A 25095-nucleotide genomic window follows, 5' to 3' on the forward strand; every position below is an offset into this window, starting at 1 on the left:
TAAATCTCTCTCAAATGGAGATGTAAATGATGAGACATAAAACTCTTAGCGGTTGAAACCTTCTAAATTCTTGAAAATTCCAGCTGTTATCGATAGGATAAGAACAGCAACCAAACAACAGGGAAGTAGACGAACTTAACCTTTTGCCGTTCGCTATTGGATAGGAGAATATCATGTGTAACCGTAATTTTACTCAGTATTTGTATGTATTTTATTTATTTGTTTTTCTATTGGATGTGATTTACCTTTTCTGGTCTAATTCTTCCCTTTATACCATAATTGGCTTGTTTGCAATTGTAATGATTGCCATTAATTTTAAGGAAGCCGATCGTGTATTTAAAATACTTGGCATCATCCTTCTATCCGCGGGGGCAGTTTTCTACTTATCTAGCAATGAGTCTGTCACAAAAATCCCCTCCTTTTTTTGCGGGGAATATAGGATTGCTTTTTCTTATATCGATGCTTCCATGGATGAATACCGTTGTTAAAGCGGGGAGATATAATAAGCTACTACAAACGTTACTTGGTGGCAATGTGAAAGGGATGGGAGAATTATATGTGCGTGGAGAAGCGACTATGGTTTCTCTCGCTGCATTTTTAAATCTATCGTCCGCTACCATTTCTCAAGACCTATTAAAAAAACAGTTGAAGAATGCTAACACAAACGTTAGAAATAGCTTTATAGCAAGGTCTACTTTGAGAGGATACTCACTTGCTCTGTTATGGAGTCCGTTAGAAATATTGTTAGCTACTTCGATTTTCATTACGAATGCCAATTATTTAGAAGTATTACCATGGATGTTACTTATTGCTTTTCTTGGTTTTGCGATCGATTCGAGTATTGGAAAAATCATCTTTCGAAACGAAGTCGTTGAAGAAACTGGGGCTTCTACGAATTTGAGAAGAGGGAGTCGGAAGAAGTTAATTCAATTTATTCTGGCGCTTGTACTGTTCTTAGTCGTTGTTGTATTTTTAACCAATGTTGTTCAGTTTAACTTTTTGTTTGCTGTAACGATCGCTCTGTTCCCGTTTGCTTACATTTGGGCGGTACTCCTGAAACGAAAAAGAAGCTTCCTTAAAATTGGCTGGCCAACTTGGAAAAGACAAACCAATCATTTACATAATTTTATTGTCTTACTACTAACACTCTCTTTTTTTACAGAAACGTTAAATGGTTCTCCGTACTTACGGTATTTACAGGACCCTCTTGTGGCATTAGAAGGGCATCAAGTTTTTATCATGCTTTTCATTCAGGCAACTTTTCTTATCATGACACTATTAGGTGTCCATCCCATTGCAACAATGGGAATCTTTGGTGGGGTAAGTGAACTATTATTAAACACTTTTCCTTCTGTGACGTTAACGCTCCTGCTTGCAAGTAGCGCGATTGCTACCGTTCCTTCGGCTCCTTATGGGCTTATTGTTACACTCACTTCAGTTGGATTAAAAATGAATCCATATAAAATCGTCTTAAAAAACATCCCATATAGTTTGATGTGTGGCTTTATTGGCGTTTTGATCGCTTATCTCACTTTATTTCTTTACTAGAATCATTGTGAAGAATAGGAGGTGCAAGGTGAAGTTTCAAAAGCAGTTTGTGCAATCGGTTCGTCTTTATTTTAAGGAAGAAGGAGAAGCATGGCTACAGGAGTTACCTGGAATCATCCATTATTGTGAACAAAAATGGTCAATGAAAATGGAAAAACCTTACCGTCTCTCTATTAATTATGTTGCCCCTGCTAAGCTTAGGAACGGAAAAGAAATAGTGGTGAAAATTTGTATACCAGGAGCTGACTTTCTTAATGAGCTAGAATCACTACGTTTATTTAAACATCAGGGGATAGTGAATGTCCTTGACTATGAAATAGAAAAGGGAATTATCATTTTAGAGAAATTGTCACCTGGATATACGTTAGCTGAAATAGAGGATGACGAAACAGCCTGTTATTTAGCAGCGCAAGTTGTTAGAAGGCTATCCTTTCCTGCTCCAAGAAACACTCGAATTCAAACGACGAGAGCAAGGGAAGAAGAGCTTCGAGATACGGTCAATCGTAATGAGAAAGGATACGGTCCGCTTTCCCAACATTTGCTCGTAAATGCACTAAGCATTTTTGCTAAGCTGAATAAAACAATCGCTCAGTATAAGTTGCTTCATGGAGACTTTCATCATTATAATGTACTGGCTTCAGAACAGGGAGATTGGGTTGCGATTGATCCAAAGGGATTAATCGGTGAAGTAGAGTATGATTTGATCCAATTTCTTTTAAATCGTCTTCCTGATAAAGGGGTTTATGAAGTAACGAAAAAGCGGATAGAAATTTTAACAAATGAACTGAACCTGAATCTAGAGCGATTGTTTTTGTGGGGATATTGTCATGCCGTACTAGCGACAGTGTGGACAGTCGAAGGCATGAGTTATAATAGCTGTTTTTATAGGATGATTTCTATTTTTGAGAGACTATATTTTGAATATTACGGAATTGGAATAGGGTGTTATGTAGATTAAGTAGTGATACACAATGTTGCTTCTATTTAAAAAGGCTCAGAGCGATACGCTCTGAGCCTTTTCGATCGATGAAAATGTAAATGATTATTTTTTAGGTTTAAAAGGCCACCAAATTCCTTTACCGAATGAGACAACAACAGCAGGAATTAGAAGTGGTAGAACGATTAGACCGTAAAGAAGTAAGCCAGTAATGACAATGGTCGCAATTTGCATTAAGCTAAGAACGCCTGAAGGCATCATGGCCCCGAATGTACCGGCTAGGATAATAGCGGCCGTGATGACTACCGTACCCATTTTTGCCATAGAGCGATGCATTGCTTCCCTAATCCCAATGGAAGCTTCTTCGTTAAAACGGTCGAGTAGGAAGATGGAGTAGTCGACACCTAGTGCAATTAACATTACAAATCCAAAGAATGGAACTGCCCATGTGATGCCATCATAGCCTAGTAGGTTAATAAAGATTAACTCCGATATCGCCATTGACGTAAAGTATGTGAGTAACAGCGAACCAATCATAACAAGTGGCATGATCATGGAGCGGAAAAGGATTGTTAGAATAATAAACAAACCGACAAGCATGATAATGACTGTTCTAGTAAAATCACTTGTTGAAATGTCAGATAGGTCACTGTTAATACTTGCTACGCCGTTATAAGCGACAGTTGCATCTTCAAGCGGCGTACCGTCAATCGTTCGTGATACTGTTTCTTTAATTTCTCTTACAGTATCAATAGCTTCCGTAGAATAAGGATCTTTCTTTAAAATAACTTCAAGTGTTACCGCTTTTTGTTCATCGAAGGCATAGCGATCGATGGCAGGCTCAAATTCTTCGTCTTCAAGGGTTCCATCTGGAATAAATACACCTGTATCCCGAAGAGCTTTCGAATTACCCATATCGGTCACGATGTCTGCAGCATCTTGTAAGCCGTTCTTTATTTCATCAAGACCATCAATGGATGAACCCACACCTTTAGATAGTTCAGTAATGCCACCGCTTAGCTCAGACGCCTGACCAGCCTGACCTTGTAGATCCGAAGAGGCGCCAGCGAGGCCCTGTTGGATTTGTCCGAGCTGTTGTTGCACCTGCCCAAGCTGTTCGGAAGCAGCAGCAACATTTTGCGATTGTTGAAGCCCTGCGGAAATAGAGCCAAGTTGATCGTTAATTTGCCCCAGTCCATTTACGGCTTCTTCAAGTCCACCAGCATTACTGCTAGAAGGAATTTGGTTACTAATACTATCCAATCCATTTTGAACTTCGGTTAGGCCGTTTTGAACATCATCGATGCCATTCGTTGCTTCGTTGAGCCCATCCCCAACTTGTGCAAGTTGTGAATCAACATAAAGATCATCAATCACATCTCCTGCTGGTCTTGTAATGGACCTAACGGAATCAACGTTATCATTTTTCTCAATTTCTTTACTAATTGTTTCGATATAAGGAAGATAATCTTCTGTAACAATATCTTGATCCTGCTGAATGATCACTTTAACCGGAAGTGAATCACCTTGGCCGAACCCTTCCTCAATTGCATCTAGTCCTTTAACAGATTCATAGTCACTACCAATCTCGTTTACTGTATTAAACGACAGTTGATCGTCGTAAGTGAAAAGTAGTGGAACCATAATAACAGCGACAACGAGCATAGACCAAATGGGCTTGTTAATAGAGAAACGACCGAACGAAGTCCACAGTTTACTATCTTTGTGGGACGCTGATTTCTTTGAAGGCCAGAACAACTTATCTTTTAATAAGGCCATAAAGAATGGCACAAGCGTAAAGAGGACGAGCATAAGAATCGCGATTCCTACAGCAACCCCAACAGCTGATTTAAATATCGGGAAGTCTGCAAAGCCAATCGCTGCGAAACCGATGAATACAGCTAATCCACTAATTAATAAGGTACGGCCTGCTGTTTTGTACGTATTCACAATCGCATCTTCTACAGAATGCCCTTCAGTTAATTCTTCTTTATACCTGCTTAAGAGGAGGATACAATAGTCTGTTCCAATCCCGAACAGGACGGCAACGAGAAAAATCTGAGTATAGTTGGATACAGGAAAGCCGATCCAATCAATTAAAAAGGCTACGATTGATTGACTTAAGAGATACGTAACCCCTACTGCAAGTAAAGGAATGAAAGGGGTTGTAATCGAACGAAAAACGGCCAATAGTAGAACGAAAATCAACACAACAGTAATGATTTCAGTACGTTCAAGTCCTTTTTGAGCACTTTCATTCACATCGTGATTAATAATGGATTCACCTGTAAGGTAAGCGGTCGTATTGTCTGGAATTAGATCCTGACGAATATGATTGGCGAGTTCATTCACTTCATCGTCTGTTCCATCGACTGTAATGGGAAGAAGAATGGTTTGTTCGTCATCTGAAACAAGTTGATCAGACATCTCTTCACTTTCAAATGGATCAAGTACTTCTTTTATGAGTGAACCTTCTTCAGCAATTTCTTTTGCAATTGAAGAAACTTTTTCTTTAGAGTCCTCATTTACTGGTTCATTGAAGGTAAAGACAAGTGAAATGGTTTCATCGCCCGCACCAGCTTCCTCAAGAATGTCTGCGGCTATTTTCGAATCTGCATTTTCAGGTAATTGAAAGGTTCCAGCATCTTCAGCCTGTTTCGTAAGGTTAGGGGATAAAACAAATAGTACGGCTGTTAGAGCAATAAGTGCAATGGCAATTGGCCATTTGAATTTTAAAATTTGTCTCATTTTGCATCTCCTTCTGCTTTTAAAATTGAACTTAACTTGCGGAAAATACGAAGGAATTCGTCGATTTCCTCTTCATGAAAATCGTTTAAAACAATATTCTCGACATGTTCATAGATCACTTTATCAAATAAGTCGACTACGTCATTTCCTTTTTCAGTAAGCGTAATCGATTTCCCTCTTAGGTCCTCTTCGGAATCAACTGTGACCACAAGTCCTTTCATCTCAAGTTTTTTATAACGGTTTGAAATAGCGCTTTTGTGAACGCCTTGTAAAGAAGCGAGCTTCCCAGGTGAAATACGACCTGATTTAGAAATAATTTGAAGCATCTGAAGCTGCTCTGAAGAATATTCTTCAAATAGTTGATGCTCAAAAGAACGAATAATTCGTTCTGTTCCATACATGATTACTTCTTCGAAAAGCTCAACGGCTTCACATAACTTCTTATTCATTTACCATTCCTCCACTAGTTTACCCTCTAAACATTATTAGTTTACCCTCTAAACTATGGTTTTTGCAACTATTTAATACGCATGAAGTGTGAAGGTCAGTGAAAGGGAGTATTTCAAGATAACGTTTTAAGTTAACGATAAGGTGGAGCGGAAGAATAGGTCTCATTTTAAATAACTTTCAATAAGATCAGTAGGGTATGTTGAAATTCTGTTTCTGTTCACTGATTTTCTTTTTCAATACACGAGAAATCTACCAAATGATAAAATAAAATGTAAATTTGCAGAATTTTGGCACAATATGTATTGCATAATACGATCGGCGGTATTATGATTAAAGAAACCATCGCTTGTTCGCTAAAACGAAAGGGAGGAATGAGAATGAAGAGTACTGGTGTTGTTAGAAAAATTGATGAACTAGGCCGAATTGTCATTCCAAAAGAACTCCGACGAACTTTAGATATTAACGTGAAAGATCCAATTGAAATCTTCACAAGTGAAAACAGGGTGGTCTTACAAAAGTATCAGGCAGATATGGCATGTATGGTTACTGGAGAGATATTAGACGAAAATCAAACATTTGGAAATGGAAACATTGTTCTTAGTCCAGAAGGAATGGCGCTTCTGAGAGAAGAATTGGAAATGAAGTTAGGAAAGAAAAATGAGGAAATACTTAAAGCGAAATAAGTGTTATCTGTAACACCCTTCCAAAGGAGAAGGGTGTTTTTTGTTAACAGTAAGTTAATGAAAGTTGTTGGATATCCAATAGAATAGCTGAAAATTTGGGGGGGTTATCATATAAGCTAATATACCTTCTAACAATTGAGATTCTTTATAAAGATCATATAGGATAGCGCGGGAACTTTTCTACTAATGTAAGTTAAAATGATAAAAAGATAAGCGTGGCTAATAACGTAATTTCAATAATAGCTCTCTTAAATGAGGATCTTCCATCATTGAAGACCCAAATTTTCTTGTAATTTCAGTTAATGCAATATCATGATAGAAGAACTCTGTGAAAAAGGTAACTAGTGGTCGTGATTTGGTGTGAATCGCCTGCCAGCTTGTATCTTCAATTCCGGCAAATAGAACGTCCTCATTATCTACAATAACAATACGACTCCGCTCTAACTTTTGGTGAGCGCTGTCGGGAATTAAAGTTGTTACATTTTTAAGATTAGAATCTATCTCTCCAATTGAATGTAATTCAACGATAACGCCTTCAGCTTCTTTTTCCGCAAGCAAGGAGAGGTGTTGCTCGATATCATCGGCCCAGCCCGAAAAGATAATAGAGCTCGATGATTGTTGAAGTAACTCTGAGACAAGGGAATGAATCGACTGATCTTCTTTAAGTGTCCAAACGCGATCATCTGCTTGCTTCTTACGAGTTTGAATTGATTTTAATTGTGTAATATTTTCGTTGAAATCACTTTTAAGCTTGGTAATCGCTGAATCAATTGGAAGAGCGGTATAAAGTCTTTTTTTCTCAGTGGTTGATTCTAACACCATCCCTTTCTCAATCATACGACGGATAACGTCATAAACCTTGGAACGAGGGACACCAGAACGTTTTACAATAGCCGTGGCATCCAGTGCTTCATCTATTGTAATCAGTGCTTCATAGACTTGACTTTCATATTGAGTAAATCCAAACTCTTGCAGCATTTATCGATTCTCCTTGCTTCATCTAATCTTTTCTATAATGATAGCACATCAACTGACCAGTCAAAAGCGTCCTTCATTTACCTATTGCCTTCCATCCTAAAAAGAGTTACTCTTTTAGTGGTAACTTAATAAGAGAGGTGCAAGAGGTAATGAATAAACGTGTTTACTTACTTACGATTGTTTCATTTGTAGTAGGAATGGTGGAATTAATTATAGGAGGAATTCTTGATCTTGTAGCAGAAGATCTTCAAATAAGTTTAGGGAAGACAGGTTTATTAATTAGTGTTTTCTCTATCGTATTTGCATTAATGGGTCCAGTTCTACTTTCTGTAACTGCAAAGATAGAACGGAAAAAATTGATGCTATTCTCACTCGTTATTTTTTTAATAGGAAATCTAATCGCAGTCATTAGTACAACGTTTAGTCTGTTAATGACTGCGAGAATCATCTCGGCGGCAAGTGGTTCTCTTCTTGTTGTGCTATGTGTCACTATTGCTTCAAATATAGTAAAACAGGAATATCGCGCAAGAGCTATAGGGGTTGTATTTATGGGGATTAGCGCTTCTCTAGTTTTGGGAGTGCCAATTGGATTAATGCTTGGAAATGCTTTCGGATGGAAAGCGCCTTTTGTTTTAATCCTAGTTCTCACACTGTTATCAATGGTGGGAGTTACCTTGTTTATGGAGAAGATTCAGCCTAAACCCGCGATTCCACTTCGAAAACAGCTACAAACCCTGAAAGATAGCCGTGTATTTTCAGCACAGTTAACATCCTTAATGTTTTTAACAGGTCACCTAACTCTTTATGGATATCTAACGCCGTTTCTCAAAACAACGCTTGGATTATCAGGAAGTTGGGTAAGTATTGTTTATCTGATCTTTGGAGTGGCTGCAGTTGCCGGGGGCGGACTAGGTGGAATGGCTTCAGATCGATTTGGAACAAGACCAACAATACTTATATCGATTATGGTTTTTGCTGTTGCAATGTTTATTATTCCCTTTTCAACTTTCTCCTTTCCGGTCTTTCTTATCATAATGGTAATTTGGAGTATGCTGAGCTGGGGGATCACACCTGCACAACAAAGCTATTTAATTGAACTTGCGCCAGAATCATCTGATATTCAACAAAGCCTGAATAATTCTGCTCTTCACCTCGGAATTGCACTGGGCTCCTCGGTTGGAGCTTTTGTCATTGAAAACAGTTCAGTTGAAATGAATGCCACTGTTGGAAGTGCCTTTATTTTACTTTCACTTGCTGCCGCGGTATTTTCTATGAAGAGAGATAGCAGGAAAGCGTCAACGCAATTGAACAATCAAGCAGGTTAGTTGAGATTAAGAATTGATTTTGAAATAATATGGATAGACAATCCAAAAGGAGAGTTTACTCATGAATGTATTGGTTATTGGAGCAAACGGCCAGGTAGGTCAGAAAGTTGTTAATCTACTTGATAATAACAAAGACCATTCCTTAAAGGCGATGGTCCGAAAGAAAGAACAGGCGGATGAATTAGCAAACCGCGGAATTGAATCAGTAGTAGCGAGTCTTGAAGACTCAGTCGATACCATTTCTGAGGCTATGAAAGGGAGCGACGCCGTTATTTTTGCTGCTGGTTCTGGTGGAAGTACTGGATCAGATAAAACATTATTAGTAGATCTAGATGGAGCAGTAAAAACGATCGAAGCAGCTGAAAAACTTGGCATTAAGCGTTATGTGATGTTGAGTGCACTTCAAGCACACAACAGAGAAAATTGGAGTGAGGCATTATTGCCATACTACGCTGCAAAACATTACGCTGATAAAGCGTTAGAAGCAAGTTCATTGGACTATACTATTGTGCGCCCAGGTGGTCTTTTAAACGAAGAAGGAACTGGCAAGGTGTCAATCGCTGAGAATCTAGGACGTGGATCGATTCCACGTGATGATGTAGCTGAGGTTATCGTGTCTACACTAATGAAGCAAAATACGATTCGCCGATCTTTCGATTTGATTTGTGGGGATAGCTTGATTACTCAGTCAATAGGATCTCTATAATAATAAGGTGACCGATTCTTTATGCGAAAGAATCGGTTTCCTTACTTTTTCTTATTTAAAGAATACAAAATGCTGTTGAGTTTACGGTAAGAGATCTTTACAATATGTATTGAGTACATAAATCTTTTCATCTAAAAGGAGTCTAACTATGGAAAAAGTATTGATTTTCGGACATAAAAATCCTGATACGGATACGATCACTTCTGCTCTCGTTTATGCCGATTTAAAAAGGAAGCTTGGCATGAATGTAGAGGCAGTCCGCCTTGGTGCAGTCAATGGAGAAACACAATACGCATTAGATCAATTTAATGTGGAAGCTCCACGAATGGTTCAAACCGTTTCGAATGAAACAAATGAGGTTATTCTTGTGGACCACAACGAACGTCAACAGAGTGCTGAGGATATTGAAAATGTTCGGATTCTAGAAGTGATTGATCATCATCGCATTGCGAACTTCGAAACAGCTGATCCTGTTTATTACAGAGCAGAGCCGGTTGGTTGTACAGCAACGATTCTAAATAAGTTATACAAAGAGAAGAATGTTCAGGTTGATAAAAACATAGCTGGTCTTATGCTTTCTGCGATCATTTCTGACTCTCTTCTTTTCAAATCACCAACATGTACGGAGGAAGATATAGCTGCGGCTAGCGAACTTGCTGAAATAGCAGGGGTAAATGCCGAAACATATGGTCTTGAAATGCTTAAGGCTGGGGCGGATATGAGCAGTAAAACGCCTGCTGAACTGATCTCTCTTGATGCGAAAGAATTTGGTATGGGAGATTCTAAAGTGGAAGTAGCTCAAGTTAACGTTGTTGATACTCTCGATGTTCTTGCTCGTCAGGATGTGGTTGAAGAGGAAATGAGGAAAACGATCGAAGCTAAGGGTCTTGATCTTTTCTTACTTGTTGTAACGGACATTCTTACAAATAACTCAACGGCTTTAGCACTAGGTAAACAAGCAAATAAAGTCGAGAAGGCTTTTGATGTCACATTAATTGAAAACCTTGCTATACTCGAAGGCGTTGTTTCTCGTAAGAAACAAATCGTTCCTGTTCTAACAGAAGCGTTTACAGCTTAATGATCGTTCCAAACGTGGACAGATCCTAAGGGATCTGTCCACGTTTTATTCATTTATTGTGAAAAACATCATAAAAGTCATACTAAATATACACATCAGAATTTATGAAGCTGCTTTCTAATAGGTTCATAATCAAAAAGTTTTCCTTCGTAAATTAGTAACAGCCTTTCGCATTTGCGAAAATCATCTGGAGTGACAAGTGCTGGAAGCTTGTCCCAAAGTTGAATGCCGGAACGATGAAGAACTTCAGCAACAAATTGAGAACAAAAATAAGAATTACTAAACTCAATAGGTTCATTTATTGAAACCCCCAGAACGCCGAGAATATTGTACAAAAATCGCTGTTTGTTTCGAATGAATATCTTTAGCAAGCGCTTCATTTTGTGCACATCACGTTCTGTTACGTTGAGTTCATAGATCACACATGTCGTCTTGGGGTATCGACGGTATGTTCCCGTTAGAACATCCTCTTTCACAAATCCACCATTTAGAGGATTGCCAGGTTTTTTTCTTCCAAAGCTATACATATCATTTAATTCTTCATCGAAGGCAAGTGATGCATGATTGTAAGGAGCTTTAGTATATTTTTTAATCGATTTTGTAAAGAGCGTACCGGTATCAGAAAGTAAAATATATATTTTTTGACTCATCATGGCATCCTTATACATTTGACGTTTACTCTCATTATACATAAATAGATTGATAAGGAGGTACCTCTTCTGGAAAGCACAATATGGATATTGGCAACTATTTTAATAGGTCTTTTATTTGCACAGGCTGTTTTTCTTGTTGCGAAGAATAAGCAGCCAAACAAGGACTTTACGGGACTATCGTTAAAAGTAAAAACGTGGTGGGGCATGTTTGTTGTTTTTTTGTCTTGCCACACTATTTAACCCAATTGTTTCCTTGTTTTCTTTAATGATATTAAGCTTTTTCGCATTAAAAGAATATTTCTCAATGATGAAAACTCGGAAAGCTGATAGAAGGATTTTTCTATGGTCCTATGTCGCTATCCCACTCCAATTCTATTGGGTCCTAATCGATTGGTATGGAATGTTCATTGTGTTTATACCAGTTTATGTTTTCTTATTGCTACCGCTTCCACGTATTATAGGAAAAGGGACGCTAGGTTTTCTAAGATCAGTTAGTTCGACTCAATGGGGGTTAATGCTAATGGTTTTTGGTCTAAGCCACCTTGCCTATTTCCAAATAGCTAGCCCAATTTATGGAGCCAAATTAGTGTTATTTCTTGTATTGCTAACTCAGGTAAATGATGCAGTTCATTACATTATTTCTCTTTATGTAGGCAGGCGTAAAGTCGTTCCATCCTCCAATCCTTATCTTACCTTAGAAGGATTTTTATGCGCAATTATCGTCACAACAGCACTAGCCTATACGTTATTTCCTTATTTAACGCCTTTTGGTACGTTGTTTGGAGTTTTATCAGGAGTGCTAATCAGCGTCGCTGGCTTTCTTGGTAGTCTAACAATTTCCGTGCTGAAAAGGGACCTCTTACTTGGTGACGATCGAAGAATGAAAGCTTTGGAGGGAAATTACTTAAATAGAGTGGATAGTCTTGCATACACATCACCTGTTTACTTTCATGTAATTCGGTACTTTTTTGATTTTATGTAAGTAAAAGAGCATGTTTCATACAGCGAGGAATAATATTTTAGCTTGTCGTTATTGAGAAGGCGACAAAATAAAGCACGACAGCAGAAAATACCGCGGTCGTGCTTTACATTTATTCCCCTAGCAAAGATAAGCCACCATCGACAATAATCGTTTGCCCACGAATCATACGTGCTGCTGGAGTTGTTAAGAAATAAGCGGCATCTGCCATATCTGTAGGCTCTACAAGGCGTCCTGCTGGATTTCTTTCCTTAGCAGATTCTAATAATTCCTCTCTGTTTGGAAAATGTTTAAGAGCGTCCGTATCCACAGCGCCACCAGAAACAGCGTTCACGACAATTCCTTTTGGTGATAATTCAACAGCGAGATAGCGAGTAATCGCTTCTACGGATGCTTTAGATACGCCAACAGCAACATAATTTGGAAGCGCCCTGATTGAACCAAGACTCGATAGGGCTACAATCGCTCCTCCACCATTTTTCTCCATGATTTTAGCGGCTTCTTGTGCAGCAAATAGATATGCTTTAGCATTGATGTTCTGTGTCCAATCCCAATGACTTTCTTCTATTTCCATTAGAGGTCTCATAACACCTGAAGCGGCATTGTTAACAAATACATCAAGTCGACCAAATATTTCTTCTGTTTCATGAAATAAAGAAGTGATTTGCTTCACTTCACCAACATTTGCTTTAACGATATGTACTGTAATGCCATATTCGCTTTCTAATTCTTGTTTTGTTTGTTCCGCATCTTTCTTCTTTCTCATAAAGTTGAGAACAAGGTTGTAGCCTTCGGAAGCAAATTTTCGTGCTATTGCTTTACCGATACCTCTTGTTCCGCCTGTGATTAGCGCTACTTTATTACTCATCATAAGTCACCTCTTCAATATTTACTCCAACCTATCATACAGGAACAAGAAGCATGTGAAAAGTTTCGTGAAATCAAACTGAGGAGAATTGGTAGGAAAAGCTTTTAAGGTAGAGGGTGTATTCATTGGGAAAGAATACACTTATGATATACTTTCATCTATAAACAAATTATGCTAAATAGTTGAGTAGAGCATGGAGATGAAAGTGAAAGTATTAAAATCAGTTTTGGTCAAAACTGCCAGTAAACTGTTTATTTAGGGAGCTGATTTGAAGAAAACTTTTTTAGGGAAATACTGGATGTAATGAGTCTCCTTGGTTTAGGGATCCAATACTTGAGAGAAGTGTTGGAGACAGAAATTATGTATAATTGCAGCTTTTGTTTTAGGGGGAGGCATTATAAACTAAAAGCGCTTTCGTGGATTGGTAAGATGATTTTTTATGAAAAACACATCCAAAGTAGACTGAGTAACGTTAGCTATACATAAGCTTCCTGCCTCTTTAGGCTAGCGTCAGTTGCGATGAAAAGGAGAATGATATGAGAGAACTTAACGATGCCGAGCTGTATGTTAAGGTGCAGGCAAAGGATAAAGAAGCTCTCTCATCTCTTTACGATCGATATGAAAAGTTGTTATATTCTTTCTCATATCGAATTGTAAAAGATGGAGGACTTGCAGAAGAAGTTATGCAAGAAGTGTTCATAAAGCTATGGAAAGGGAAGGCCGAGTATAGTGCTGACAAAGGGAAATTCTCTTCTTGGCTCCTTACAATGACGCGGCATACGGCAATTGATTTGCTCCGCAAGCAATCAAAAGAGCCAGATTTTGAACTGGATGAACGAGACTCTCTTCATAGCGATGAATCTTCAGTGGAGGATCAGGTTGAATGGAAAGAGCGAGGACAGATACTTCGTACAGCTGTATCAAAACTTAAAGATGAGCAACAGAAAATAATTGAAATGTTCTATTTTAAAGGAATGACGCACAAAAAGATCTCTGAAGAGTTCGACCTCCCTCTGGGTACTGTGAAAGGCCGAATTCGGCTAGCGCTCAAACATTTAAATACCAGTCTCAGAGAGAAAGGAGGGGTCTCAGATGAAAGCAAATTGTGAGCAACTACTTGACTATTTTAATGAAACCTTATCAGAAGAAGAGAAAGAACAGTTCGAAACTCACCTTTTATCTTGTGAAGAGTGCAGAGAGGAGTTAAAGGAGCTGGAAGAATTGACAGGTGACCTTCCTTATCTCTCTATACCAGAAAAACCACCCGCTGGCATGAAAGATCGTGTTTTGACAAGTGTGTTTGAGAGCGATGCTGAAGAAGTAGGTAACAATGAAGTCGAAAATCCGGAAGAGAAACAAAGTAATACAGTAATAGATCTGCAGACAGAAAGAAAATCAAGACAGAGGAAGTGGGTAGCGCCCGCATTAGCAGCAGCACTTTTTCTCTCCCTTGGTGGAAATTTGTATACGTATATAAACGAATCTGATGGCGAGATAGATAATTCAGAACAAATTTCATCTCTCATCAAAGCTGTACAACTACAGCCAACTGAAGCAGAAGCTTCAGCAGGATCTGCAGCGCTTATGAACGAAGATGGTAAAATGAATTTAGTGGTACAAGTGAACGATGTATCAGGAGTTCAAGGTGATCAAGTGTATCAAGTTTGGTTACTTGAAGATGAAAAACCATACCGCGCAGGCTCTTTTGTTCCGAATCAGGAAGGAAAAGGTGAGGTAGCTTATCAGGTAGATTATGAAGGTGAGCACGACTGGGATGCTGTCGCGATTACCCTTGAACCGGACAATACAAGTGAAACGCCTAAAGGGAAAATTATATTAAGTTCAGGTTTATAGAACACAAAAAGCAGAGACGTAAAATACGTCTCTTTTTTTTATATAATAATAGAGAACGGCTGAATTATAGAATATAACGTAAAACAAATACAATATATGAAAGGGTTTTTAGTAAAGGAGTGTGGGGTATATTATACTAAATTCTTATAAAAATTTGAAAATAAGTTCGGTTTTGCTTATGATTAGTAACGATGTGGTTATTATTTTAAAATATTTTTGAGGTCCACATAATAAATGTAGGAGTGGAGAGAATGAACAAAGTTACTAACGTTTTTTGGATAGGAATCGCTATTGCGATTGTCTTCGTTGGTTGGGGGGTGCTGATGCCAGATAACCTTAATCAGGTTATGACGGTATCCCAAAATTTCTTCTTAGATCAATTTGGTTGGTTTTATCAGCTTGCCGCAACTTTCTTTTTAATATTTGCAATTTATTTGATTTTTAGTCGGTTTGGGCATATCAAGCTAGGAAAGGATACAGATAAGCCTGAATATAGCAGGCTCACCTGGTTTGCTATGCTCTTTAGCGCCGGGATGGGAATAGGGCTATTGTTCTTTGGTGTATCAGAACCAATGTCCCACTTTTCTACCCCGCCATATGGTGAAGGAGGAACGGTTGAAGCCGCGCACCTTTCCCTTCGATATACATATTTACATTGGGGATTCCATGCATGGGCTATATACGCAACCATCGCTTTAGCGCTAGCTTATTATAAATTTAGAAAAGGGGCGCCGGGATTAATGAGCGCAACGCTTTATCCACTATTAGGAGATAAAGTGAAAGGCCCTATCGGGATTACAGTAGATATTATTACAGTATTTGCGACAATATTTGGCGTTGCCGCTTCTCTAGGGCTTGGGGCTCAACAAATTAACGGTGGTTTAAGTTATTTAACAAACATACCTAATAATTTCACAATTCAATTAATTATTATTGCGATTATCACTGTTCTTTTTACTGTTTCAGCAGGAACAGGAATAAAGAGGGGGATAAGGTATTTAAGTAATGCTAATATGGCGCTTGCTGTATTATTGCTTATCATGTTTGTCATTCTCGGACCAACAAAATTTGTGTTAGATTTATTTGTCACTACTTTCGGAGAATACGTTCAAAATATATTTGCTATGGGCATGAGACTTGCTCCAATGAATGCAGAAAGTGAAACGTGGATTCAAGATTGGACAATCTTTTATTGGGCATGGTGGATTGCCTGGTCTCCTTTTGTTGGGACATTTATTGCAAGGGTCTCGAAAGGAAGAACGATTAGAGAGTTTATGATAGCCGTAACAGTTGTGCCAACAGTCGTTTGTGCCTTTTGGTTTGGCGTATTTGGAGGATCTGGTATTTTCTTTGATTTTACTCAAGGAACAGATATAGCAGGTCAAAGCCTTGAGACGGGGTTATTTTTCTTATACGAACAACTTCCGCTCGGTGGTATTTTAACTATCGTTACACTATTGTTAATCTCTACATTCTTTATTACATCTGCTGATTCAGCTACATTTGTGCTTGGAATGCAAACAACAAATGGAAGTTTGAATCCTCCGAACTATGTGAAATTCACCTGGGGATTTTTGTTATCAGCATCAGCAATCGTTCTAATGATTACGGGTGGACTTGAAAGTATGCAGACGGCTATAATCGTTAGTGCTTTCCCACTTACAATTATTCTGTTATTTACGTGCTGGGGAATGATTAAATCATTTAATGAAGAAGTACCAAGAAAGCAACGTAGTACGGATAAGAAAGCCAAGTCCAAAAAAGATCTAAAAACGGTTTAAAATAAAACCTTTGGAGAACATTCTCCAAAGGTTTTTTAAATAGAGCTAGATACCGAGGAAAAGAAGATAAGCAATATGAGCGGTCTAACATTAACTTCCGATCAAATAAAAGCAGGGATGGAATACGCAATGTTGGCAGAATGAATCAAATTTCGCTATTATTAATGTATGTGGACTAAAAACGAGAAAACAATCATACAAAGCTGGTGGTCTCGTTTGGCTGCTACAGACCCCGGCAGGACTAGGTTACATCAAGCAGCAAGAATAACGATTAGCGTTTTTTCTTCCGTCATGACAATGCTGTGGTTGACCACAGTACTTGGAATATCATTTACCCCAGCTATTCTTGCTGGGGTGGTAAGTCTTTTATCATTATTGCTTGTGAATGATGACACAGATAAAAAGAAAAAAATCACTGCCCTTTTGTTAGTTATTTCTAGTATAATTTGGCTAACACTTCGAACATTGCTTAGTTCTATTCCATTTGTTACGGATGGTTTGTTTTTACTTGTGATCTTTTTTGCTTACTACTTACAACATTATGGTTTTCGATATTTTGGACTATTTATGATTGCTTTTTTATCAATCTATTTTTCAACCTTATTGAAACTTCAACCATCCGATTTGCTCGGTTTTATCCTCGGAATTGTTGTCGGGGGAGCATACTCGTATCTTTATCACTTTATTCTGTTCAGAAATCGTCCTAAAAGACAGCTCAGTCGAAGTATGAAGTCGTTTCATATTCAAACAAATCTAACGCTAGATCTCGTACTTGATGCCATTGCAGATCCGACTCCGAATCGCTATAGAGCCTTGTTATTAAAGCGAGATGTAAGAAAACTTAATGAGTATGCACAGGTTATTTCAAGCCAATTAACAACGACTGATCCAGGAGAAGTCTGGAGTGGTATAGACGCTGAGCAACTTAGAATGTACGTCTTTGATGCAGAAATGTTAATTGAAACACTTTACCCAGCAGTTAAAAGAATGAAAGAACTTCATGCACTTGAACATAATGAAGTGAGAAAATTGCTATATAAAGTCGTTGAATCCATTAGAGACGCTGAGGTGTTACGAAGCCACGATATCGTTGGAAACTTAAAGCAAACACAGACCGTTATCAAAGAATTAAAAAATCAGCTGATCGAATTACGAATATCTAATCATCAAAATAAAGATTGGTTATGGTTAATTAGGAGAATAGAGTCGATTGCCAATCATCTTATTGAAAGTTCAAACGAACTCGGAGCTAGACGGATGGCAAATATTGAAGAACAAGTTCGATTAGACGATCCAGAAGAAGTAAAGAAAGAAAATGTTCAAGAAAGTGAAAAATCAAATCAACCAAGAGCAGCTACAAAGAAGGCGCTCCAAGCTATCGTAGCAGGCGCAGTGGCTATTTTCTTAGGTTATTTTCTTTCACCTACTCACCAGTACTGGGTTCTCCTCTCTGCATTTGTAGTACTTTTAGGAACGGATACCGTTGGAATGACGTTACAAAAAGCTTTTCAACGGTCACTGGGAACTATTTTCGGCGCGGTTGCAGGTTTTGGCCTGGCGCATCTTCTTGAAGGAAGGCTTGTCTTAGAGTTAATTGCATTATTTTGCTGTATCTTTATGGCGTTTTATTTGCTATCCATTTCGTATGCGATGATGATGTTTTGGATGACAATGCTAATCGCAATTATGTACGATTTTATCCTAGGTGGGATTACAGAACAGATTCTAATAGCTCGCGTGTTTGATACGTTAGCAGGAGCATTCATTGGCTTTCTAGCGGCAGCAGTGATCTATCCTAAAACTACACGTGAAAAGGTTGCAGATACTGCGGAAGATTTTCTTAATAAATTAAATGAGTATGTGTCGGATTATCTTGAATCCTTTTCACATACTGAAAAGAATTTTAATTTTACAAATCAGGCGTTTGGTATTGATGAACAAATGCGAAAAATCGTTGAAGATGCGAGGCCGCTTCGTAATCGACCTGCTATTCTTGCCCGATCAGGGATTGAACGCTGGTTAACTGTACTAACAGCGATTAATTATTTTGCTAAACATCTATTGGCTTCGACAAATCGAAATAACCGTTCAACTATCATAGAAGGATCAGAGAACACACTTTTCGAGGTTAATGAAGTGATTAAACATAATGTCCATACATTACTTAAACTATTAAAAGGTGAAACAGGGTTAACGATGTATAGTTTAAATAAAGAAAGAGAGCATATTGAAGGTCTTTCAGAAAAAGTTGAATATGCAGATGTAAATTTGAAAAAGTTTGTAAATGACCTCTATTATATATGGAGAATTAACCAGTCACTATTGATATTAGGGAAGGAACTTGGCTCAATAAAGAATAAAGAAGCATCTGATCATTTTAATACAAATCGTAACCTGGAGCAGTAACGCACCGGGTTATTTTTTTGTTGAGCAAAATGTTGATGGGGCGATTGAAACTAAGCTTTCATTCGAATAAACCAGAAATCAATACATCTAAATATAGGCTAACTAATCCTTAATGAAGTGACTTGAAGTGGGAGTTATGAAAATAAATCAAAAATGATTAGTTTATTAAAAGGTAGAGCGGGAATAGAGAGGTGTGACAGTATAATTTTAATTTAGGATTGACAATAGGAGGAAATATTCATGGTTAACAACAAGACTGTATTTATTACAGGCGCAGCTAGAGGTATTGGTTTTGAAATTGGTGAAACGTTCGCAGAGAATGGAGCAAAAGTTGTTCTATCTGACATAAATGAAGAAGGAACAGAAGAAGCTGCTCAGAAACTAAGAGATAAAGGTTATAACGCTATTGGTATTAAAGCAGACGTGACTAATGAAGATGAAATTAAACAAGCAATTGACCGTACTGTAGAAGAATACGGTCGCTTAGACGTGTTAATAAATAATGCGGGACTTCAGCACGTATCTGCATTAGAAAACTTCCCAACTGAGAAGTTTCGTATGATGCAGGATATTATGCTTACAGCTCCTTTCATAGCAACAAAGCATGTATTTCCAATCATGAAGAAACAAGGATTTGGGCGAATTATTAACATGGCATCTATCAATGGTGTCATCGGTTTCGCAGGGAAAGCGGCTTACAATAGTGCCAAGCATGGGGTCATCGGCCTTACAAAAGTTTCTGCACTTGAAGGTGCGGAACACGGTATTACAGTAAATGCCATGGCACCAGGATATGTTGATACACCACTCGTAAGAGGACAGATGGAAGATCTAGCGAAAGAACGCGGAGTAGAGCTAGAAAAGGTACTAGAAGAAGTAATCTATCCACTTGTACCACAAAGAAGACTTCTTGAAGTGAAAGAGATAGCTGATTACTCAATGTTTATCGCAAGTGATGCAGCGAAGAGCATTACAGGTCAAGCCCTACTAATTGATGGTGGCTATACAGCTCAGTAAATTTAGATTTTACTAAAAAAATATTAAAGCAGCGCTTTCTAATGAGAAGCGCTGCTTTTTTATTGATCGCTAAAGGCTATTTGAAGACCAATTAAAGCAAGCAATAAAGCTTTTGCAAGATTGAATTTTCTAGCTAGGGCATGATTTTCTACGACATAGAATGCGATTTTTCCTGCAAAAAAGCTTATTGCACTAAAGATAAGAAAGGCTTGTAGAATGAAAACCCCTTCTAAAATTAACATTTGAAGAGCGGATGAATTCGCCTGCTGGTTTACAAACTGTGGAAGAAGGGCGAGAAAGAATAAAGAGACTTTTGGATTTAAAATATTCATAACAATCCCTTTTCGATATAAAGAAAAATAAGGTCTGCTAGGTTGACTTAGGGGTTTAGCTGCGGATCCGCTATCTTTAAAAGCTTCATATGCCATGAAAAGTAAGTAAGCTGCCCCGCGGTAACAATCGAAAAGGCGAGAGAGGATTGATAAAGGACGGCAGAAATTCCTAAGGTAGCAGCAATATGTACAAGTAGTCCTGAAGAGAGGGCAAGAAAACCATATCCTCGTGAAGTGATCCGTCAATTCGTCTCTCGATTTCAATTAGATGGTAGCGGGACATTGGCCGGAAAAGACCAATAACTTGACAGGTTTCTCATTAATGATATAATTCTGACATCTTTTAGTGTTGTTGGAGGAATAGTTCCATGGAACCCATTTTACTTGATATACCAAATAAATTTAGCACTGACCGTTTACATATACGTTCTCCACTACCTGGGGATGGTGCTTCGGTTCATCAATCAATTGATGCCTCGTTAGAAGAGCTTAAATCCTGGATGCCTTTCGCACATATAGATCAAATGGAAGAAGATGTTGAAGCGAATATCCGCGAATCTCACGTAGCGTTTTTAAAGCGGGAGGATCTTCGACTATTACTCTTCCATAAACAGACGGGTGATTTTATCGGTTCCTCAGGGTTACATCGAATAGATTGGAACGTTCGTAAATTTGAAATCGGTTATTGGATTGATTCTAGATACGCTGGTCAAGGCTATATGTCTGAAGCGGTCCAAGGCATTGTAGATTACGCCTTTTCAGAGCTAAACGCTAGAAGGCTAGAAATTCGTTGTAATGCGACAAATTGGCGAAGTCGGCGAATTGCCGAGAAACAATCGTTTCAACTTGAGGCTATTTTACGAAACGACCATGTCTCAATTGATGGCAGTAAACTAACTGATACATGCGTCTATGCTTTAACAAAAAAATAAATTTGGTAAGAATATGCATCTTACTTATGGGAGGAATAAGGTTCTTGCATCAAGAATAAACGAGTAATGAATGATTTTGATGATGGAGGGAAACTATGTGATCGAACGAGCGACGATAGAAGAAAGAGATTTTATTTTGTCGAATTCCATTCAATCTGTTAATGAAGGAACGACAAATCCCGGTATCGTAAAAGAAGAGAAAGCACTTGAAATTGTATCATCCATTCTTGATCGAGGTGGTTACCACCTCATTTATCGCGACGAAGGGGAAATTGCTGGCTGGGTATTACTTGGAGAAAACACGGATTATTTTACAGAAAGCAAGCATGGGTTCATTTATGATGTATTTGTTTTTCCAAAGTTTCGTGGGAAAGGGTATTCTAAGCAGCTCGTTCAAGCGAGTATTGAAAACTTCAAAGAACAGGGATATGAGGAAATTCGTTTGAATGTGTATTCCTCTAACTTCGCGAAATACATTTATAAAGACATTGGATTTCGAGAACTTCAAACGATCATGGTTTATAAATAGTTGTCCAGCTTCTTTTCATTTATTAAAAGAATGTGAAAAACAACTCATAATCAATCATCATGCCCTTGGAACTTGCTACACTATTTTTGCAGGGACTTCCCCGGTTCCTGCCCCCTTAAAATATAAAGTGTGAGCCCCATGCATTTCCCAGCATGGGGCTTTTCCTTTTCAATCACACAGAAATGAGGGAGAGTATTGGTATATCAATTTAAGTTAATAAGTCAAGAAGAAGTCGAGCGAATTATCTCGTGGAACTATGATGGGCTATACTCATTTTATAATATGGACGAGGATCTTGAAGATCTAAAAGAGTTCCGGGAAGATGCAGCCAGCAATGAAAATTATTGGAGCGTCTACCATAGGGATCATCTTATTGGTTTTTTTAGTTTTCATGAGCATGAAGACAACCATATAGAAATTGGCCTAGGAATGTGTCCCGATAATGTTGGAAAAGGAGAAGGCTTTTCTTTTTTTGGAGGCTGGCCTTCAAAAAGCAGTTGAATTGTATCGTCCAACTTCCTTTGGAATGGCAGTAGCTGAATTTAATAAACGAGCCATAAAAGTGTATCAAAGGGCTGGATTTCAAATCACTCATCTGTTTATGCAACAAACCAATGGGGGAGAATTTCAATTTGTTGAAATGAAGAAAAACCTCGTTTAAAACAATAATTGCAAAATACTAAATAGACCGATAGAATGAATCAAAATTAGATTTTTAATTTCCTTATTGAGAGAGGCGGAGGGACTGGCCCTTTGATGCCCGGCAACCTGATAGACAAGGTGCCAAATCCAGCAGAGTCTATGCTCTGAGAGATAAGGAAGAGCTCTGAAGCGAACTCTTCCTTATTAGTTAGGAAGAGTTTTTTTAGACGATTCAATAAATGAGAGACGGGTTGTGAAGAATTTGAAAAAAGCTGACCGTATTCGCAAAATGAAAGTTCCAGATGCAAGTGAAAAGTATGGTGATCGTCTGCCACCGGGGCAAGTACTTACAGAAAGGTTCCCTATTCTACATGAAGGTGATGTACCTGTGTATGAGATGTCGACATGGAACCTAAGTGTATTTGGAGAAATTGATAAGGAAGTGATCATTTCCTATAGCGACATACTTGCCTTACCACAGAAGAAAGTAAAGTGTGATATTCACTGTGTCACAAGGTGGTCTAGGTTTGATAATACTTTTGAAGGGGTTTTGATTAAGGATTTTATGAACGCATATGGGATAGTACCGAAAACGAACCATGTTATGCTACATGGTGACTATAACTATACAACGAATATTCACCTCACTGACTTAATGAGAGATAATGTTATTCTTGCCCACTCAGTCGATGGAGAGAAATTAACGGCAAAACACGGATGGCCTCTCAGGTTAGTTGTACCGCATCTTTACTTCTGGAAAAGTATTAAATGGATCAGAGGTATAGAATTTATCAATGAAGACAAACCTGGTTTTTGGGAACAAAACGGATTTCATAACCATGCCGATCCATTTAAAGAAGAAAGGTTTTCTGGAGAGGATTTGGGACTACCGGAAGATGAATGGGAGAAAAAAGAGTTTGATTAATTTTTCTTAAAAAAGCGGGCGTGATTAACACATATAGAATTGATTGAGGAAAAGGTAGTTTATTATCACATTCTAAATATCATCATATCTATAAAAAAATAGTTAAAACTTGAAAGTCAGCAGAACCTTAGTATGTGTGGGTTTTGCTGACTTTTTATTCTCTGGTAATTAAAAAAAGAGAAGAATTTTAAAAAAGAATGATCTAAATGGATCTTCCCTCCGTTAGCTAAGTGTAAATCAAAATTAAGGGGAGTGGATTTGAAAATGAATACGAACAAGAATATGAAAAAGAAAGTGATCGATTGGAAAAAGGGACTATTAATTGTTCCGCTTAGCTTTTCACTTTTAATACCAACTGCTGGAGCATTTGCCTCTGACCACGACCAGCAAATGGACAAGCCTACAGTAGAAACACCAGGTGCTGATCTTCGTGCTGATCTTGGCCATTTACTAAGTGAGCATGCTTATCTTGCAGTAGAAACAATGAGAAAAGGAGCTGAAGGTTCTGCAGATTTTGAAGCTTCTGCTGGTGCCTTAAGTGAAAACACGGAAGACCTTACAGCTGCGATTACATCCGTTTATGGTGAAGAAGCAGGAGCTGAATTTAATGAAATTTGGAGCAATCATATCGGTTTCTTCGTTGACTATGTGAAAGCAACAGGTAATGAAGATGAAGATGCAAAACAAAAAGCTTTAGATAGCTTAGATGGTTATAAAGAAGATTTCTCTAATTTCTTGGAAAATGCAACAGGAGAACGACTTCAAGCTGAAACATTGTCTGAAGGACTTCAAGCTCACATTAATCAGTTGATTGGTTCATTTGATAGCTATGTAGCAGGTGATTATGAGATGGCTTACGAGAAAGAACGTGAAGCGATTGCTCACATGCAAATGGTGGCTAAAGGATTCTCTGGTGCCATTACTGATCAGTTCCCAGACAAGTTCGAGAACACAAAAGCCGTAACACCAGCATCTGATCTTCGTGCAACATTAGGTCATTTATTATCTGAACATGCTGGTCTTGCAATGATGACAATGCAGAACGGAATCGACGGATCAGAAGACTTTGATGCATCTGCAGCTGCACTAAGCGAGAATACGGATGATCTAGCTGCTGCGATAACTTCTGTATATGGTGAAGAAGCAGGAAATCAATTTAAAGAAATGTGGTCTGGACATATCGGTAACTTTGTAGAATATGTTCAAGCGACAGGAGCTGAAGATGAAGCTGCTCAAGAAAAAGCACTAAAAGCGCTGGAAGACTATCGTGCAGACTTCTCAAGTTTTCTTGAAACAGCAACTGAAGGTAGATTATAAGCGGGACCATTATCTGAAGGTTTACAAATGCATGTGAATCAATTAATATCTGCGTTTGATAGCTACACTACGGAAGACTACGATGCAGCTTATGATTCGGTTCGTGAAGCTTATGCTCATATGTATAAGCCGGCAAAGGGACTTTCTGGTGCTTTCGTAAACCAATTCCCGGACAAATTCGCTATGGAAGCTATGCCAACTGATATGCCTAAAACAGGTATGGGTGGTACAGCTGAACAGCAAATGCCAATCGAATGGATTGTTGCAGCCATTCTTGCAACTATGGCTGCAACTGGCGTAATTGTTCGTAGAAAAATGCAGAAAAGCTAAGGGAATAGATGATAGGGTAGCCTAACATACCCGCTAGAAAAGCAATAGCCAAAGTGGCTATTGCTTTTCTTCGTGAA

The 25095-nt window shown here is 38.3% G+C and carries 25 protein-coding genes, 1 pseudogene and 1 riboswitch; of the genes and pseudogenes, 20 read left to right on the plus strand and 6 right to left on the minus strand.

Annotation, left to right across the window (positions count from 1 at the left end; all coding sequences use genetic code 11):
- Nucleotides 1-173 precede the first annotated feature (173 nt).
- The 3 genes from ACIFPW_RS16915 to ACIFPW_RS16925 are packed head-to-tail and all read left to right on the plus strand — an operon-like array spanning nucleotide 174 to nucleotide 2506.
- Nucleotides 174-488, plus strand: coding sequence for a hypothetical protein (locus ACIFPW_RS16915; RefSeq protein WP_430246038.1), 315 nt, complete (start codon nucleotides 174-176; stop codon nucleotides 486-488).
- Nucleotides 442-1548, plus strand: a complete 1107-nt coding sequence (locus ACIFPW_RS16920; RefSeq protein ID WP_430246040.1) for a hypothetical protein — start codon at nucleotides 442-444, stop codon at nucleotides 1546-1548. The genes ACIFPW_RS16915 and ACIFPW_RS16920 overlap by 47 nt, the downstream gene beginning before the upstream one ends.
- A 28-nt stretch (nucleotides 1549-1576) precedes the next feature.
- Nucleotides 1577-2506 carry an aminoglycoside phosphotransferase family protein gene (locus ACIFPW_RS16925; protein WP_430246042.1) on the plus strand — a complete coding sequence of 310 codons (930 nt, stop codon included), beginning with the start codon at nucleotides 1577-1579 and terminating at the stop codon, nucleotides 2504-2506.
- Between the two features lie 84 nt (nucleotides 2507-2590).
- Here ACIFPW_RS16925 and ACIFPW_RS16930 read toward each other — a convergent pair whose 3' ends face one another.
- Both ACIFPW_RS16930 and ACIFPW_RS16935 read right to left on the minus strand, forming a co-directional pair.
- Nucleotides 2591-5233 carry an MMPL family transporter gene (locus ACIFPW_RS16930; protein WP_430246044.1) on the minus strand — a complete coding sequence of 881 codons (2643 nt, stop codon included), beginning with the start codon at nucleotides 5231-5233 and terminating at the stop codon, nucleotides 2591-2593.
- A complete protein-coding gene (locus ACIFPW_RS16935; RefSeq protein WP_430246046.1) occupies nucleotides 5230-5682 on the minus strand; it encodes a MarR family winged helix-turn-helix transcriptional regulator in 453 nt (150 codons plus the stop codon). Before ACIFPW_RS16935 ends, ACIFPW_RS16930 begins: the two co-directional genes overlap by 4 nt.
- Before the next feature lie 378 nt (nucleotides 5683-6060).
- On the opposite strand from ACIFPW_RS16935, the gene ACIFPW_RS16940 reads away from it, so the two are divergent.
- The gene (locus ACIFPW_RS16940) at nucleotides 6061-6366 is read left to right on the plus strand and encodes an AbrB/MazE/SpoVT family DNA-binding domain-containing protein (RefSeq protein WP_194222036.1); all 306 of its coding nucleotides are present in this window, start codon (nucleotides 6061-6063) and stop codon (nucleotides 6364-6366) included.
- Nucleotides 6367-6585: 219 nt separating this feature from the next.
- Here the strand turns inward: ACIFPW_RS16940 and ACIFPW_RS16945 are convergent, their stop codons facing one another.
- A complete protein-coding gene (locus tag ACIFPW_RS16945) occupies nucleotides 6586-7344 on the minus strand; it encodes a TrmB family transcriptional regulator (protein WP_430246048.1) in 759 nt (252 codons plus the stop codon).
- A gap of 149 nt (nucleotides 7345-7493) precedes the next feature.
- On the opposite strand from ACIFPW_RS16945, the gene ACIFPW_RS16950 reads away from it, so the two are divergent.
- The 3 genes from ACIFPW_RS16950 (at nucleotide 7494) to ACIFPW_RS16960 (ending at nucleotide 10453) form a co-directional block, all read left to right on the plus strand.
- Nucleotides 7494-8669, plus strand: coding sequence for an MFS transporter (locus tag ACIFPW_RS16950; protein ID WP_430246050.1), 1176 nt, complete (start codon nucleotides 7494-7496; stop codon nucleotides 8667-8669).
- 61 nt (nucleotides 8670-8730) lie between these two features.
- Nucleotides 8731-9375 (plus strand): SDR family oxidoreductase, encoded by a 645-nt coding sequence (locus ACIFPW_RS16955; protein ID WP_430246052.1) that lies wholly within the window; start codon nucleotides 8731-8733, stop codon nucleotides 9373-9375.
- A gap of 148 nt (nucleotides 9376-9523) precedes the next feature.
- The gene (locus tag ACIFPW_RS16960) at nucleotides 9524-10453 is read left to right on the plus strand and encodes a manganese-dependent inorganic pyrophosphatase (RefSeq protein ID WP_430246054.1); all 930 of its coding nucleotides are present in this window, start codon (nucleotides 9524-9526) and stop codon (nucleotides 10451-10453) included.
- Nucleotides 10454-10548: 95 nt separating this feature from the next.
- On the opposite strand, the gene ACIFPW_RS16965 is transcribed toward ACIFPW_RS16960, so the two are convergent.
- Nucleotides 10549-11103, minus strand: a complete 555-nt coding sequence (locus ACIFPW_RS16965) for a hypothetical protein (RefSeq protein WP_430246056.1) — start codon at nucleotides 11101-11103, stop codon at nucleotides 10549-10551.
- Between the two features lie 207 nt (nucleotides 11104-11310).
- Here ACIFPW_RS16965 and ACIFPW_RS16970 point away from each other — a divergent pair.
- Nucleotides 11311-12088: pseudogene (locus ACIFPW_RS16970) on the plus strand (phosphatidate cytidylyltransferase).
- Nucleotides 12089-12197: 109 nt separating this feature from the next.
- Here the strand turns inward: ACIFPW_RS16970 and fabL are convergent.
- Nucleotides 12198-12956, minus strand: coding sequence for an enoyl-[acyl-carrier-protein] reductase FabL (gene fabL, locus ACIFPW_RS16975; protein WP_430246058.1), 759 nt, complete (start codon nucleotides 12954-12956; stop codon nucleotides 12198-12200).
- A gap of 533 nt (nucleotides 12957-13489) precedes the next feature.
- Here fabL and ACIFPW_RS16980 point away from each other — a divergent pair.
- From ACIFPW_RS16980 to ACIFPW_RS17000, 5 genes are all read left to right on the plus strand, one after another.
- Nucleotides 13490-14062: an RNA polymerase sigma factor gene (locus tag ACIFPW_RS16980; RefSeq protein ID WP_194222029.1), complete on the plus strand. Its 573-nt coding sequence runs from the start codon at nucleotides 13490-13492 to the stop codon at nucleotides 14060-14062.
- Entirely contained in the window at nucleotides 14046-14807 is a 762-nt protein-coding gene (locus ACIFPW_RS16985) for an anti-sigma factor (protein WP_430246060.1), read from the plus strand. The genes ACIFPW_RS16980 and ACIFPW_RS16985 overlap by 17 nt, the downstream gene beginning before the upstream one ends.
- A 251-nt stretch (nucleotides 14808-15058) precedes the next feature.
- Nucleotides 15059-16588 (plus strand): glycine betaine uptake BCCT transporter, encoded by a 1530-nt coding sequence (locus ACIFPW_RS16990; protein ID WP_430246062.1) that lies wholly within the window; start codon nucleotides 15059-15061, stop codon nucleotides 16586-16588.
- Nucleotides 16589-16804: 216 nt separating this feature from the next.
- On the plus strand, nucleotides 16805-18994 hold the full coding sequence (locus tag ACIFPW_RS16995) for an FUSC family protein (RefSeq protein WP_430246064.1): 2190 nt from the start codon (nucleotides 16805-16807) through the stop codon (nucleotides 18992-18994).
- Between the two features lie 240 nt (nucleotides 18995-19234).
- The gene (locus tag ACIFPW_RS17000) at nucleotides 19235-20011 is read left to right on the plus strand and encodes a 3-hydroxybutyrate dehydrogenase (protein ID WP_430246066.1); all 777 of its coding nucleotides are present in this window, start codon (nucleotides 19235-19237) and stop codon (nucleotides 20009-20011) included.
- A gap of 59 nt (nucleotides 20012-20070) precedes the next feature.
- Here the strand turns inward: ACIFPW_RS17000 and ACIFPW_RS17005 are convergent, their stop codons facing one another.
- Nucleotides 20071-20607: a LysE family translocator gene (locus ACIFPW_RS17005; RefSeq protein WP_430246067.1), complete on the minus strand. Its 537-nt coding sequence runs from the start codon at nucleotides 20605-20607 to the stop codon at nucleotides 20071-20073.
- 104 nt (nucleotides 20608-20711) lie between these two features.
- Here ACIFPW_RS17005 and ACIFPW_RS17010 point away from each other — a divergent pair, with 104 nt between their 5' ends.
- The 7 genes from ACIFPW_RS17010 to ACIFPW_RS17040 all read left to right on the plus strand — a co-directional run bounded on the left by ACIFPW_RS17010 (nucleotide 20712) and on the right by ACIFPW_RS17040 (nucleotide 25018).
- Nucleotides 20712-21275 (plus strand): GNAT family N-acetyltransferase, encoded by a 564-nt coding sequence (locus ACIFPW_RS17010; protein WP_430246069.1) that lies wholly within the window; start codon nucleotides 20712-20714, stop codon nucleotides 21273-21275.
- A gap of 97 nt (nucleotides 21276-21372) precedes the next feature.
- Nucleotides 21373-21804, plus strand: a complete 432-nt coding sequence (locus tag ACIFPW_RS17015; protein WP_194222332.1) for a GNAT family N-acetyltransferase — start codon at nucleotides 21373-21375, stop codon at nucleotides 21802-21804.
- A gap of 195 nt (nucleotides 21805-21999) precedes the next feature.
- On the plus strand, nucleotides 22000-22305 hold the full coding sequence (locus ACIFPW_RS17020) for a GNAT family N-acetyltransferase (RefSeq protein ID WP_430246071.1): 306 nt from the start codon (nucleotides 22000-22002) through the stop codon (nucleotides 22303-22305).
- The gene (locus tag ACIFPW_RS17025; protein ID WP_430246073.1) at nucleotides 22277-22465 is read left to right on the plus strand and encodes a hypothetical protein; all 189 of its coding nucleotides are present in this window, start codon (nucleotides 22277-22279) and stop codon (nucleotides 22463-22465) included. Before ACIFPW_RS17020 ends, ACIFPW_RS17025 begins: the two co-directional genes overlap by 29 nt.
- 60 nt (nucleotides 22466-22525) lie before the next feature.
- Nucleotides 22526-22624, plus strand: a riboswitch (SAM riboswitch).
- Nucleotides 22625-22708: 84 nt separating this feature from the next.
- Nucleotides 22709-23371, plus strand: a complete 663-nt coding sequence (locus ACIFPW_RS17030) for a sulfite oxidase-like oxidoreductase (RefSeq protein WP_430246213.1) — start codon at nucleotides 22709-22711, stop codon at nucleotides 23369-23371.
- Between the two features lie 264 nt (nucleotides 23372-23635).
- Entirely contained in the window at nucleotides 23636-24688 is a 1053-nt protein-coding gene (locus ACIFPW_RS17035; protein ID WP_430246075.1) for a copper amine oxidase, read from the plus strand.
- A 27-nt stretch (nucleotides 24689-24715) separates the two neighbouring features.
- Nucleotides 24716-25018, plus strand: a complete 303-nt coding sequence (locus tag ACIFPW_RS17040) for a hypothetical protein (RefSeq protein ID WP_430246077.1) — start codon at nucleotides 24716-24718, stop codon at nucleotides 25016-25018.
- Nucleotides 25019-25095 lie beyond the last annotated feature (77 nt).

The sequence above is a fragment of the Pseudalkalibacillus sp. NRS-1564 genome (genome assembly GCF_050467905.1).
In the GTDB taxonomy this organism is placed as follows: Bacteria; Bacillota; Bacilli; order Bacillales; family Guptibacillaceae; genus Guptibacillus; species Guptibacillus hwajinpoensis_B.

Bases quoted from the DNA above. Each gene is read 5' to 3' on its own strand.
- ACIFPW_RS16930 (WP_430246044.1), bottom strand. From the start codon at position 5,233: ATGAGACAAATTTTAAAATTCAAATGGCCAATTGCCATTGCACTTATT.
- ACIFPW_RS17000 (WP_430246066.1), top strand. From the start codon at position 19,235: ATGGTTAACAACAAGACTGTATTTATTACAGGCGCAGCTAGAGGTATT.
- ACIFPW_RS17035 (WP_430246075.1), top strand. From the start codon at position 23,636: ATGAATACGAACAAGAATATGAAAAAGAAAGTGATCGATTGGAAAAAG.
- ACIFPW_RS16935 (WP_430246046.1), bottom strand. From the start codon at position 5,682: ATGAATAAGAAGTTATGTGAAGCCGTTGAGCTTTTCGAAGAAGTAATC.
- ACIFPW_RS16945 (WP_430246048.1), bottom strand. From the start codon at position 7,344: ATGCTGCAAGAGTTTGGATTTACTCAATATGAAAGTCAAGTCTATGAA.
- ACIFPW_RS16955 (WP_430246052.1), top strand. From the start codon at position 8,731: ATGAATGTATTGGTTATTGGAGCAAACGGCCAGGTAGGTCAGAAAGTT.
- ACIFPW_RS17040 (WP_430246077.1), top strand. From the start codon at position 24,716: ATGCATGTGAATCAATTAATATCTGCGTTTGATAGCTACACTACGGAA.
- fabL (WP_430246058.1), bottom strand. From the start codon at position 12,956: ATGATGAGTAATAAAGTAGCGCTAATCACAGGCGGAACAAGAGGTATC.
- ACIFPW_RS16960 (WP_430246054.1), top strand. From the start codon at position 9,524: ATGGAAAAAGTATTGATTTTCGGACATAAAAATCCTGATACGGATACG.
- ACIFPW_RS16990 (WP_430246062.1), top strand. From the start codon at position 15,059: ATGAACAAAGTTACTAACGTTTTTTGGATAGGAATCGCTATTGCGATT.
- ACIFPW_RS17010 (WP_430246069.1), top strand. From the start codon at position 20,712: ATGGAACCCATTTTACTTGATATACCAAATAAATTTAGCACTGACCGT.
- ACIFPW_RS16980 (WP_194222029.1), top strand. From the start codon at position 13,490: ATGAGAGAACTTAACGATGCCGAGCTGTATGTTAAGGTGCAGGCAAAG.
- ACIFPW_RS16985 (WP_430246060.1), top strand. From the start codon at position 14,046: ATGAAAGCAAATTGTGAGCAACTACTTGACTATTTTAATGAAACCTTA.
- ACIFPW_RS16950 (WP_430246050.1), top strand. From the start codon at position 7,494: ATGAATAAACGTGTTTACTTACTTACGATTGTTTCATTTGTAGTAGGA.
- ACIFPW_RS16965 (WP_430246056.1), bottom strand. From the start codon at position 11,103: ATGAGTCAAAAAATATATATTTTACTTTCTGATACCGGTACGCTCTTT.
- ACIFPW_RS16915 (WP_430246038.1), top strand. From the start codon at position 174: ATGTGTAACCGTAATTTTACTCAGTATTTGTATGTATTTTATTTATTT.
- ACIFPW_RS16940 (WP_194222036.1), top strand. From the start codon at position 6,061: ATGAAGAGTACTGGTGTTGTTAGAAAAATTGATGAACTAGGCCGAATT.